General features: G+C 37.0%; 14 protein-coding genes. 8 read left to right on the top strand and 6 right to left on the bottom strand.

Translation table 11 applies throughout. The features are described 5' to 3' along the window. Positions 1 to 14: 14 nt before the first annotated feature. Positions 15 to 1,310, bottom strand: coding sequence for a tyrosine--tRNA ligase (gene tyrS, locus B5440_RS09855; RefSeq protein ID WP_070053500.1), 1,296 nt, complete (start codon positions 1,308 to 1,310; stop codon positions 15 to 17). Between the two features lie 268 nt (positions 1,311 to 1,578). Between tyrS and B5440_RS09850 the strand changes: the two genes are divergently transcribed. Then, positions 1,579 to 2,592, top strand: coding sequence for an NAD-dependent epimerase/dehydratase family protein (locus B5440_RS09850; RefSeq protein WP_070053501.1), 1,014 nt, complete (start codon positions 1,579 to 1,581; stop codon positions 2,590 to 2,592). Here the strand turns inward: B5440_RS09850 and B5440_RS09845 are convergent. The 3 genes from B5440_RS09845 to B5440_RS09835 are packed head-to-tail and all read right to left on the bottom strand — an operon-like array spanning position 2,589 to position 5,198. Next, a complete protein-coding gene (locus tag B5440_RS09845; RefSeq protein WP_070053502.1) occupies positions 2,589 to 3,122 on the bottom strand; it encodes a DUF4296 domain-containing protein in 534 nt (177 codons plus the stop codon). The genes B5440_RS09850 and B5440_RS09845 overlap by 4 nt on opposite strands. Position 3,123: 1 nt before the next feature. Then, the gene (locus B5440_RS09840; protein WP_070053503.1) at positions 3,124 to 4,467 is read right to left on the bottom strand and encodes a dihydroorotase; all 1,344 of its coding nucleotides are present in this window, start codon (positions 4,465 to 4,467) and stop codon (positions 3,124 to 3,126) included. After that, a complete protein-coding gene (locus B5440_RS09835; RefSeq protein WP_070053504.1) occupies positions 4,464 to 5,198 on the bottom strand; it encodes a polyprenol monophosphomannose synthase in 735 nt (244 codons plus the stop codon). The genes B5440_RS09840 and B5440_RS09835 overlap by 4 nt, the downstream gene beginning before the upstream one ends. 85 nt (positions 5,199 to 5,283) lie before the next feature. On the opposite strand from B5440_RS09835, the gene B5440_RS09830 reads away from it, so the two are divergent. Both B5440_RS09830 and B5440_RS09825 read left to right on the top strand, forming a co-directional pair. Further along, positions 5,284 to 5,961 carry a DUF4271 domain-containing protein gene (locus tag B5440_RS09830; RefSeq protein WP_317042158.1) on the top strand — a complete coding sequence of 226 codons (678 nt, stop codon included), beginning with the start codon at positions 5,284 to 5,286 and terminating at the stop codon, positions 5,959 to 5,961. A 28-nt stretch (positions 5,962 to 5,989) separates the two neighbouring features. Further along, positions 5,990 to 6,736: a uroporphyrinogen-III synthase gene (locus tag B5440_RS09825; protein WP_070053506.1), complete on the top strand. Its 747-nt coding sequence runs from the start codon at positions 5,990 to 5,992 to the stop codon at positions 6,734 to 6,736. 126 nt (positions 6,737 to 6,862) lie between these two features. Here the strand turns inward: B5440_RS09825 and pckA are convergent, their stop codons facing one another. Further along, positions 6,863 to 8,464 carry a phosphoenolpyruvate carboxykinase (ATP) gene (gene pckA / locus B5440_RS09820; protein WP_070053507.1) on the bottom strand — a complete coding sequence of 534 codons (1,602 nt, stop codon included), beginning with the start codon at positions 8,462 to 8,464 and terminating at the stop codon, positions 6,863 to 6,865. Positions 8,465 to 8,540: 76 nt separating this feature from the next. Next, a complete protein-coding gene (locus B5440_RS09815) occupies positions 8,541 to 8,930 on the bottom strand; it encodes a DUF423 domain-containing protein (RefSeq protein WP_070053508.1) in 390 nt (129 codons plus the stop codon). 68 nt (positions 8,931 to 8,998) lie between these two features. On the opposite strand from B5440_RS09815, the gene B5440_RS09810 reads away from it, so the two are divergent. The 5 genes from B5440_RS09810 to B5440_RS15485 form a co-directional block, all read left to right on the top strand. Then, positions 8,999 to 10,372, top strand: a complete 1,374-nt coding sequence (locus B5440_RS09810) for a saccharopine dehydrogenase family protein (protein WP_070053509.1) — start codon at positions 8,999 to 9,001, stop codon at positions 10,370 to 10,372. Between the two features lie 53 nt (positions 10,373 to 10,425). Beyond that, the gene (locus tag B5440_RS09805) at positions 10,426 to 10,896 is read left to right on the top strand and encodes an Lrp/AsnC ligand binding domain-containing protein (protein ID WP_057482583.1); all 471 of its coding nucleotides are present in this window, start codon (positions 10,426 to 10,428) and stop codon (positions 10,894 to 10,896) included. Between the two features lie 42 nt (positions 10,897 to 10,938). Next, a complete protein-coding gene (locus B5440_RS09800) occupies positions 10,939 to 11,253 on the top strand; it encodes a hypothetical protein (RefSeq protein ID WP_070053510.1) in 315 nt (104 codons plus the stop codon). Positions 11,254 to 11,336: 83 nt separating this feature from the next. Beyond that, complete coding sequence (locus B5440_RS09795) at positions 11,337 to 11,867, top strand: ferritin (protein ID WP_070053511.1); 531 nt, start codon at positions 11,337 to 11,339, stop codon at positions 11,865 to 11,867. A gap of 192 nt (positions 11,868 to 12,059) precedes the next feature. Continuing rightward, on the top strand, positions 12,060 to 12,308 hold a 249-nt coding region (locus tag B5440_RS15485), incomplete at its 3' end, for a transposase (RefSeq protein ID WP_143533302.1).

The raw sequence follows: 12,308 nt of genomic DNA, 5'->3' as shown, positions 1-12,308 counted from the left end.
ATCAACTACAACCTTTACACTGTTCTAATAATATAAGTATTCTTCTTTCCTTTATTAATAATTATATATTTATCATTAATAAGATCATTGGGAGTAATAGTGTAATCTTCTTTTACCTTTTCCTTATTTACAGAAACAGAATTTTCCTTAAGCGCTCTTCTGGCTTCGCCATTAGATTGTAAGAAATTAGTTTTAGCCGATAATGCTCCGATCATATCCAAACCGTTTTCTATTTCAGCTTTGGCAATTTCAGCTTGCGGTACGCCTTCAAAAACATCTAAAAATGTAGCTTCATCTAAAGATTTTAAATCATCAGCGGTACTTTTCCCAAAGAGTACTTCAGAAGCTTTTACTGCGTTTTCATAATCTTCTTGTGAATGTACCATCACGGTAATTTCTTCAGCCAAAGTTTTCTGAAGCGCACGTAAATGAGGTGCTTCCTTATGCTCCTCAACTATTTTTTCTATTTCGGCCTTACTTAATAAGGTAAAGATCTTAATATATTTCTCAGCATCAACGTCACTGGTGTTTAACCAGTATTGGTAGAATTTGTAAGGTGAGGTGCGCTTAGGATCTAACCAAACATTTCCACCTTCGGTTTTCCCAAATTTAGTACCGTCAGCTTTTGTAATTAACGGGCAGGTTAAGGCATAACCTTTTCCATTGGCCACACGTCTAATCATTTCGGTTCCGGTGGTGATATTCCCCCACTGGTCACTTCCCCCCATTTGCAGGGTACAATCATTTTCCCTGAACAAATGCAGAAAATCGTAACCTTGCACTAACTGGTAGGTGAATTCGGTAAAAGACATTCCCTCGGCAGCATCAGAAGACAAACGCTTCTTAACCGAATCTTTGGCCATCATATAATTTACGGTAATATGCTTCCCTACGTCGCGAATAAATTCCAGGAAACTGAAATTTTTCATCCAGTCGTAATTATTCACCATTACCGCAGCATTTTTTTCTTCCTTCCCGAATTCCAAAAATTTAGAAAGTTGATTTTTTATAGACTGCTGGTTATGACGTAAAGTTTTTTCGTCAAGCAAATTTCGTTCTGCAGATTTCCCTGAAGGATCACCAATCATTCCCGTAGCGCCGCCAATTAAAGCAAAAGGCTTATGCCCGCAAAGCTGAAAATGTCTAAGCATCATCACACTCACTAAGTGACCAATATGCAGGGAATCAGCCGTTGGGTCTATTCCTACATAAGCGCCGCGCATTCCTTCTTTTAAATGTTCCTCGGTGCCCGGCATCACATCGTGCAACATGCCTCTCCAGGTTAATTCTTCTACAAAGTTCTTATTCATAATTCAAGTAATTTTAAGCAAAAATAATAGTAAAATACCTCGGAGCAAGCTCACGGGGCATTTATAGAAATAATATTTTGATTTCGAGGCAAGCCTCAGAGCATTAAATCTCGATTATCGAGTAAATCACCTCGGGGCAAGTACCCGAAGCCTTATTACGAAATAATATTTTGATTTCTTGGAAAATTTCGGAGAATCAAATCTCAACTATCGAGTAAAGATACCATAAACTCTTATTTTTCCTAAGTGGTTTTGGTATATTTACCACATGATTTTAGTTACAGGCGGCACCGGACTTGTAGGTTCACATTTATTGCTGAATTTATTAAAAGCCGGCAAAAAAGTTAGAGCCCTTCATCGAAAAAATAGCGACCTCGCGGCGGTTGAGCACGTTTTCAATTATTATACTTCTACTGAAGAAGCCAAAAGCTTATTCCAACAAATTGAATGGTTTGAAGCCGATATCACCAACATACCTCAACTCAACAAAGCATTTAAAAACATACAATATGTTTATCATTGTGCAGCCCTAGTTTCTTTTGATCCCACAGATGATAAAAAACTTAGAAAAATAAATATTGAAGGTACTGCAAACATTGTAAACCTGTGTATTGCTTTTAAAGTTGAGAAATTGTGTTATGTAAGTAGCGTAGCCGCCCTTGGGAAAAGCTTAAACAACAAAGAAATTAACGAACGTAGCACGTGGAACCCTGAAGACGACCACAGCGACTATGCCATTTCTAAATATGGTGCCGAAATTGAAACCTGGCGAGGTACGCAGGAAGGAGTTCCAACCATAATTGTAAAACCGGGAGTAATTATTGGTCCCGGATTTTGGCAGGAAGGTACCGGCAAAATCTTCTCAAAAATTGATAAGGGAATGAATTATCACTTCCCCAAAATTGCTGGGTTTGTGGGGGTGAAAGATGTAGTAGACGTGATGCAAAAACTTATGCAGACTGAAATTGAAAATGAAGATTATATTTTAGTTTCAGAAAATCTTAGTTTTAAAACTGTTTTTGAATTAACAGCAACCGAATTGGGTAAACCAAAACCCAAAAAATCCCTAAAAAAATGGATGCTTTGGTTTGGCTGGTTCTTTCAGAAAATTGGTGGATTTTTTGGCGCAAAAAGAAACATCACAAGAAATACGGTAAATACCTTATTCCAACATGCGGTCTATAATAATCAAAAAATCAAGAAAAGTATAGGTTTTGAGTTTACGCCAATGCAAAAAGTAATTGCTGAAACGGCTAAATTCTATAAAAAAGACAGGTCCTAATTCCTGGACATTGGTTCAGGAAGGCTATCATTCACCAACCTATCCAGCGAATCTTTTTCATTTATAATAGAATCTGAAATTTCTTCGATTTCCCGCTCCTCTTCAGGGTTTAAAGAATCTTTCACTTTACCTAAAGAATCCCGTTTAGCTTCAGCAATAGAGTCCTTCAGGCGCTGCTCCTGTTTTTGAAGGGTATCCAGCTTAACTTTCATTCTTTCAAAGCCATGTTTCACACTGTCATAAATACGCTGATAAATTTCATAATTATCAGCGTAATAATCGTTGCTGCGTTTAAACTGAAGACTGTCTATATTATATTTCTCAAAAACATATTCCTGACCTTCAATACCGGTATTTTCAAAAATGCGCTTATTAAAATTTCTAGCTGATTGGAGCAGGGAAATTTCAGTAATCACATCTACCATTTTCTCTTCAGGAATAAGATTTTCCGGCTTTTCAGATTTTTCAATATCCTGACACGCGACAAAAGTCACACTGATACTAAAAAGTAAAATGAATTTTTTAAACATATTATCTATCAAACTGCAAACGCTCTGCCACCTTTGCAAACGGCTGATGCTTGAAGTTCCTGTATACTAAATTTCCATTTACAAACGTGTGCGTTACTCGAGATTTGAAGGTAACGCCTTCAAAAGGAGACCATCCACATTTATACTGAATATTATCTGGTTGCACCGACCAGGGCGCGTTTAGATCTACCAGCACCAAATCGGCTTTATAACCTTCTCTAATAAATCCGCGATCTTTTATCTGGAATAAAATAGCAGGATTATGACACATTTTTTCTACAATCTTCTCTAAAGAGATTTTTTCCTGGTGATAGAATTGTAACATCGCGGCAAGGGAATGCTGTACTAATGGCCCTCCACTTGGAGCTTTGGTATATACATTCTTCTTTTCTTCTTTAGTATGCGGCGCGTGATCTGTAGCGACCACATCAAGCAAATCATTATTTAAAGCTTTCATTAAAGCTTCCTGATCTTTCTGGGTTTTCACCGCAGGATTCCATTTAATGAAAGTGCCTTTTTTCTTATAATCAGAATCATTGAACCAAAGGTGGTGAATACAAACCTCTGCAGTGATCTTTTTATCTTTAAGCTTTTTCTTGTTGCTGAATAAACTCAGCTCCTTTTCTGTAGAAACGTGAAAAACATGCAATCTTGCGCCGGTCTTTTTAGCTAAAGCCACTGCACGGGAAGAAGATTTATAGCAGGCTTCTTCGCTTCTTATATTTGGATGCTCTTCAATTGGAATATCATCGCCATAACGCTCTGTGTATTCCTCAAGATTTTTTTGTATCGTTTCTTCATCTTCACAATGTACCGCGATAAGCAGGGGTGATTTAGAGAAGATCTGTTCCAAAACCTTTTCGTCATCCACCAGCATATTTCCGGTAGAAGAACCTAAAAATAGTTTTAAAGCTGCCGTAGTTTTTGGGTCTACCTTTAGAATTTCTTCCAGGTTATCATTAGTACCACCAAACATAAAAGAGTAGTTGGCGTAAGATTTCGCTTCAGCCAGCTTAAATTTTTCTTCCAGTTTTTCTATGGTAGTAGTTTGTGGAATGGTATTAGGCATTTCTATAAAAGAAGTGATCCCTCCGGCAACTGCCGCGCGAGAACCCATTTCTATATTTTCTTTATGGGTAAGCCCTGGTTCCCTAAAATGCACCTGATCGTCTATCACGCCGGGTAGCAAGTGTGTGCCTTCGGCATCAAAGATTTGCACATCTGGGGATTTAGCACTAATGCTTTCGGCAATTTCTACAATTATGCCGCCTTCAATAAAAACATCAGCTTCAGTAATTTTACCCTCATTTACAATCTTCGCGTTCTTGATTAAGACCTTCTTCATTTCAATTTAATCTGCTTAAAAAGACTTTTAATCTTCATTATTATTACCCCAAAAATAGCTTCAGAAATTATGGAGCTACTCATTTTTGAAGTTCCCCGGGTTCTATCTGTAAATATCACGGGAACTTCTTCTAATCTATATTTCAGCAAATATGCCTTAAACTTCATTTCTATCTGGAAAGCATAACCTACAAACTGAATACTATCCAGGTCTATTGTCTCCAGCACTTTTCTTTTATAACAAACAAAACCGGCCGTGGTATCGTGAATATCCATTCCGGTAATAAATCTTACGTATTTAGATGCCAGCCAGGATAATAAAACCCTGCTCATAGGCCAGTTAATCACATTTACACCCGTAACATAGCGAGAACCTATAGCCACATCGGCATCGTTCCTTTTGCAGGTATTAAACAATCTCACAAGATCGTTGGGATTATGAGAAAAATCGGCATCCATCTCAAAAACATACTCGTAATCCCTTTGCAGCGCCCATTTAAAACCGTGAATATAAGCTGTTCCTAAACCAAGCTTTCCAATTCTTTCTTCCAGAAAAAGATTATCGTGAAATTCAGCTTGTAATGTTCTTACACGGGTTGCGGTACCATCTGGAGAATTATCATCTACCACCAAAATATGAAATTCTTTTTGTTGAGAAAACACATTTCTTACTAGTCGCTCAATGTTTTCAATTTCATTAAAGGTGGGTACAATGACTATCCCCTTTACCATCTTACCAATTTTTGCACAAATGTAGGCATTTTAAATCTTCGTTTCCCGGCTTAATCTTCAAGTTTTAACCTCAAAATAATTATACATTTGCATAAAAATTCTTACCCTGGAAGCTGTAGAAAGACATATTAGCTCACTAGATTGGATCACCCTGACTTTAATGGGTGCATTCCTGTTACTAGCCATTGTGAAAACCGCATATCCACAGCGTTTTGAAGATTTTCTTTCACTGCTTACTTCAAACAAATTTATGATGTTTAGAGGAAAGAAGAACAAAGCTTTTCATCCTTTTAACATTTTGCTTTTCTTTGTTCATCTTATCTCTTTCTCCCTGCTTTTCTTCCTGGTTTTTAATTTCTTCTGGGAAGAATCTTCCTTAGAACCGGTGTTTCTATTTATAAGAATTGCAACTGCTTATGCCAGTTTTGTCTTGCTTAAATTTGGCCTGGAAAAAATAGTTGGGAACGTTTTTGATTTAGATGCACAGATAGATTCTTACCTATACCAAAAAATAAGTTACCGCAATTTTATAGGACTTATTTTGTTAATTCCCAGTTTAATATTCATCTATACCTTTACTCCTACCGCCTTTACCCTATATAGCCTATTGGGTATTTTAGTCCTAACCAATATATTTAGCCTGTTATTGATTTACAGAAAAAATCAAAGTCTTATTACAGGTAATTGGTTTTATTTTATTTTGTACCTTTGCGCTCTCGAAATTGCCCCTTATATTATTTTGTACAAGCTAATTACAATTTAAAAAAAGGATCAAATAAAAGTATTGATATATGAAAGTGAAAACAATTTTGGTTTCCCAGCCCGAGCCTAAAGTAGAGAACTCTCCTTATTTTGAGCTTGAGGAAAAACAAAAAGTAAAAATTGATTTCATCCCTTTTATCCACGTAGAAGGTGTTTCTTCTAAAGAAGTACGCCAGCAAAAAGTAGATCTTACTAAGTATTCAGCTATTATTCTTACCAGCCGTAATGCTGTAGATCATTTCTTTAGAATTGCCGAGGAATTGAGGTTTAAGGTGCCAGACACCCTTAAATATTTTTGTTTGAGCGAAGCTGTAGCTTATTATTTACAAAAATATGTAGTTTACCGCAAGCGGAAAATTTATGTAGGGAAAAGAACTTTTGCCGATCTTTCTCCGCTTATCAAGAAATATAAGAACGAAAAGTTTTTGTTACCGTCTTCAGATATGCTGAAGCCAGACGTTCCTAAGACCCTAAACAAACTAGGTGTTGAATGGAAGCAGGCTACATTTTATAAAACTGTGGTGAGCGATTTATCTCACTTGCGTGATGTAACTTATGATATCCTGGTTTTCTTTAGCCCAAGCGGAATTAAATCTTTATTTGAGAATTTTCCAGATTTTGAGCAGAAAGAAACTAAAATAGCTGTGTTTGGAAACACTACTATAAAGGCAGCCAAAGAACACGGACTAACCGTTAACATAAAGGCGCCAACACCAGATACTCCATCTATGACGATGGCATTGCAAAAGTATATTGCTGAAAAAAATAAAAAATAATCTATTGAAGCATTTTAAACTTCACTTTGTGAATTAAGATTACCTTCCATTTATATTTTTTAAATAAAAAATCCGGTGCAATTTGCACCGGATTTTTTTGATTCAATTAACTAATTAAAAACAATGCTATGAGGAAGTTGGCCCGCCGGCCATAATTTCATCATTGGCATATTCTTCAAACTTTTTAAAGTTCTTTTTAAAGGAGCTGGAGAGTTCTCCTGCTTTTTTATCGTAAGCCGCTTTATCTTCCCAGGTTTTTTTAGGGTTTAAAACTTCAGCAGGCACATCCGGACAATTTACCGGCATTTTTAAGCCAAACACCTCGTGAGTGGTAAATTCAACGTCTTTCAATTCTCCATTAAGAGCAGCACTAATCATAGCACGAGTGTACTTAAGTTTCATTCGGTTCCCGGTACCATAAGCTCCGCCGGTCCAACCGGTATTAACTAACCATACGTTTACGCCGGCTTCTTTCATTTTTCCGCTTAACATCTCGGCATATTTAGTAGGATGCAAAGGCATAAAAGGAGCACCGAAACAAGCTGAAAAACTTGGTACCGGCTCGTCAATTCCAGCTTCTGTACCCGCAACTTTAGCTGTATACCCACTTATAAAATGATACGCAGCCTGGCCTGGTGTAAGCTTGCTTATTGGAGGCAAAACTCCAAAAGCATCAGCCGTTAGGAAAAATATATTCTTTGGGTTTTCACCTACCGAAGGCACTTTTATATTATCTATATGATCTATTGGGTAACTCACCCTGGTATTTTGAGTAATACTGGTATTAGCAAAATCTACATTGCCTTCACTATCCAAAACAACATTTTCTAAAATGGCGCCTGGTTTAATAGCCCTGTAAATATCGGGTTCGTTTTCTTCGGTAAGGTTTATCACTTTGGCGTAGCAACCGCCTTCAAAATTAAAAATTTTATTTTCTTTAGTCCAGCCGTGCTCATCGTCTCCAATAAGCTTTCTATTTGGATCTGCAGAGAGCGTGGTTTTACCAGTTCCGGAAAGCCCGAAAAATATCGCGGTATCACCATCTTCCCCAATATTCGCTGAGCAATGCATTGGCAGCGTATCCCTATCTACCGGAAGTATAAAATTTAAAGCTGAAAAAATCCCTTTTTTGATCTCGCCAGTATATCCGGTTCCACCAATTAGAGCAATTTTTTTGCTGAAATTAAGAATTGCAAAATTCTCCTGTCTTGTACCGTCTACTTCAGGATCTGCTTTAAAACCCGGTGCATTCAGGATTAACCAATCTTCCTTAAAGTTCTTCAACTCTTTTTCTTCGGGTCTCAAAAACATATTATAAGCAAACATGTTAGACCAGGGATATTCGTTTACCACCCTAATATTTAAGCGGTATTTATCTTCAGCACAAGCATAAGCATCTCGTGCATAGATTTCTTTTCCAGATAGATATGTTGCAACCTTAGTATACAGCTTATCAAATTTATCTGAATCAAAAGGGATATTGATATCTCCCCACCAAACTTTCTCGCGGGTTACCTCATCTTTTACTATAAAGCGATCTTTTGGAGATCTCCCGGTAAACTCGCCGGTATTAATTGCTAAAGCGCCAGATTTCGTCTCAGTTCCAAGGCCATGCTCTATGGTATCATAATGAAGTTCTTCAGGAGATAACTGGTAATGTACCCTTGCGTTTTTGATTCCGTAATTTTCTAGCGAAATCGTTTTCGTAGTTTGGGCATGTACGTCCATAAAATTAAAGTGTGTGGTTTGTTTATGGGTACAAAATTATAAATCTTATACAGATAAACTGCTAAACTTTCTTAAATTATTTCCGCTTTATTTTTATGAATTCTACCAGTAAAAAAGTCCAGCCCGCTATTAATAACGTACCTCCCAGCGGGGTAACCAATGCAATTCCGCTAAAATCTATAGGTGTTAAATTATTAGTAGCGAGCAGATATATTGAGCCAGAAAAGCAAATCACTCCAAATAGTAGTAAGAAAAAAACAGGTTTTTGAAAGCGAAATGGCTCAAGCCTAAAACTTCCTACAAAAAGAAACAATAAAGCGTGATACATTTGATATTTCGCCCCCGTTTCAAAAGAATTTTGAGCCGCTTCATCTAATAATGGTTTTAAGCCATGTGCACCAAAAGCACCAATTATTACTGCTAAAAGTCCGAAAATCGCTCCGGTTATTAAAAACTTCCTATTCATTTAGGTTATTTTTTATGAGTTAAAGATTTAATACATTCGTTAACCACTACACAAAACTAATTTATTTTATGAAAGAAATCTTAATAATCGGGGCGGGAAAATCTACTTCCGTCTTAATTGACCACCTTTTGTCTAAAGCCGAGACAGAAGATCTATTTTTAAAAATTGGAGATATTGATCTCGAAAATGCTAAAAAAGCCTGCGGAAATAAAGACCGCTGCGAAGCATTTCACCTGGATGTTTTTACTACGGAAAGCAGGGAAAACGCGGTAAAAAATGCCGATATCGTAATTTCCATGCTTCCGGCGAGGTTTCATATTGAAGTTGCCCAGGCCTGCGTGAAATTCAAGAAAAATATGGTAACCGCTTCTTACATCAGCAAAGAAATGAAAGCTTTAGATGAAGAAGTAAAGAAAAACGAACTCATTTTTATGAATGAAATTGGGGTAGATCCCGGCATTGACCATATGAGCGCCATGCAAGTAATAGACAGAATTCGCGATAAAGGCGGGAAAATGCTCTTATTTGAATCTTTTACCGGCGGGCTCGTTGCCCCAGAAAGTGATACCAACCTCTGGAACTACAAATTCACCTGGAACCCAAGAAATGTGGTCGTTGCAGGCCAGGGTGGTGTTGCCAAATTTATCCAGGAAGGAAAATACAAATACATTCCATATCACAGACTCTTTAGAAGAACAGAGCTTTTACAAGTAGAAGGTTATGGAAAATTTGAAGGTTACGCCAATAGAAACTCATTGGATTATATGAGTATTTACGGTCTGGAAGATGTACTTACACTTTATCGTGGTACAATTAGAAGAGTTGGTTTCAGCCGCGCGTGGAATATGTTTGTTCAGTTGGGAATGACAGATGATAGCTTTACTATTAAAGATTCAGAAGATATGAGCTATCGCGATTTTGTAAATTCGTTTCTTCCCTACTCTCCTACCGATACGGTAGAGCTCAAACTTCGGCATAACCTAAAAATAGATCAGGACGATCTTATGTGGGAAAAGCTTTTAGAACTGGATATCTTCAATCAAAATAAAAAGATTGGCATTAAAGAAGCTACCCCTGCCCAGGCTCTTCAAAAAATATTAATGGATAAATGGAGCCTTGCTGCAGACGATAAAGATATGATCGTGATGTACCATAAATTCGGCTACGAATTAAATGGCAAGAAAAAACAGATAGACGCCACCATGGTACATATTGGGAAAGATCAAAAAGAAACTGCTATGGCCAAAACCGTAGGACTTCCTGTAGCGATAGCCACTTTAAAGATTTTAAAAGGTGAAATAACCACACCGGGCGTTCAGCTTCCTATAAAGAAAGAAGTTTACGGACCAATCCTGAAAGAATTAGAAGAACACGATATTATTTTTAAAGAAAACGAAACAGAATATTTAGGATACAATCCGTTTGGCGAAGTAGGAAATTAAATTTTTGAATTCAATTCCCTACTTTAGCTTTTTAATTAAACAAACCACCCCCAATGAAAGTTGTAAACGAAAATGTAGTTATAGATGGTATAGATAAGACCATTTTAAATTTCTTAATGGAAGATGCTAAGAAATCTATCCTTGAAATTGCCCGGAATATTGGGATTACCGGGGCGGCAGTTCATCAACGTTTACGAAAATTGGAAAAGGCCGGTTTAATTGAAGGCTCAAAACTTATGATTAACCCCCGCTTGCTTGGCTATAAAACCATGGCCTTTGTGGGGGTTTATTTAGATAAAGCGGTAAGTAACCCGCAAGCGGTAAAGCAACTTAGCCAAATCCCAGAAGTTATAGAATGCCATTACACCACTGGAAACTGGTCTATTTTTATAAAGATCTTATGTAAAGACAACGAGCATTTAATGAATGTTTTGAACAAAAATATCCAGGCTATAGAAGGTGTTTCGCGAACAGAAACTTTTATTTCGTTAAATCAACAAATAAAAAGGCAAATCAAAATTTAATTCTTTGGATTTATTCTAAATAAGGATTAATTTTGCCACAAGATGAAAGTATTACACCAGTCCCAATTCTTTATTTCTTATCAGTGCGATAAGCAAAGATGCTTTTTCATTGAATTTCCGCATAAAACCATTAAGCTTGGTTTTTGCCAGTTGCTGGCTTTTAGGCAACAGGTTAAAGAAATTGATCTGGAAGCACATTTTAACGGGCAAAACAATCACGGGATGGAAATGCTTATGCTTTGTAACCGTCAGCATTTTTTTGTGTTCAATACTTTAGAATGCATAGATCTTAAAGAATTCGTCACAGGAACTTTTGCTATGCTCGAACTCAATTCGCTGTTAGCAACTTCAGTATAATTTCTTCACTTTAGATTACTTCTAAATTCAATTCACAATTAGGTTCTTACTTGCTATTTGGCTAATTTTATAAAAAATGACCCATGAAAGATTTAGTAAGACAAAAATTAAGTATCCATGTAGATGTCATGGATCTTTTAAATAAGCAAATTGAAAAAGAAGCCCACTCCTCATCAGCTTATTTAGCAATGGCATCCTGGTGTGACCATAATGCCCTTTCTTATAGCGCAGATTTTTTCTACGAACAGGCTGCCGAAGAAAGAGAGCATATGATGAAGATCTTTAGATACATTACTGATAACGGCGGTACTGCTTTTTCTCCTGAAGTGGGTGGTGTAAACCACGATTTTAAATCTTTGGAAGAAATATTTGAAACTGCTTTAGACCAGGAAATTGCTATCACCAAATCAATACATAACCTGGTAGGAAAATGCCGAAAGGTAAACGATTATACTACAGAGTATTTTCTGCACTGGTTTATCCAGGAACAAATGGAAGAAGAACAAACCATGCGCCGTGCGCTTGAGTTGTTTGACCTTATGGGAACCGATGGTCTAGGACTTAAGTTACTGGACGAACGCATTCCACAAATTAGAGACAAACGTCCAGAATAAGACCTTTAATAGACGTCATTCTGAACTAGTTTCAGAATCTAAGTTGTTCATTATCAAAACATGTTAGAAGCTGAAATTAGTTCAGCTTGACGAATAAAGGCTTTCTAATTATATATACTAAATAAAAAGAGGCTGTCTGAAAAGGCAGCCTTTTTTGTTGTATTATTTTCTGGTTTTTAGTATTTTCATGTAATGAAAGCCAAAGCAGTATTTAAGACCTATGACCAGTCGCAGTTAAGTCTTTTACCTCCCAGTTATGATGATCTGGTCCCTGCCCATCATCCCGTTAGGATCGTCAATACGATTATTGATCAAATCGACATCGCTGACCTGGAGCGAAGTTATAAAGGAGGAGGTACCTCCAGTTACCATCCCCGGATGTTGCTCAAGGTGACCATCTATGCGTACCTTCGCAATATGTATTCCTCTCGTAAAATTGAG

The sequence above is a fragment of the Salegentibacter salarius genome, assembly GCF_900168265.1.
GTDB lineage: Bacteria > Bacteroidota > Bacteroidia > Flavobacteriales > Flavobacteriaceae > Salegentibacter > Salegentibacter salarius.
The sequence above is the reverse complement of the archived record's forward strand: the minus strand, read 5'-3'. Positions and strand labels throughout refer to the sequence as shown.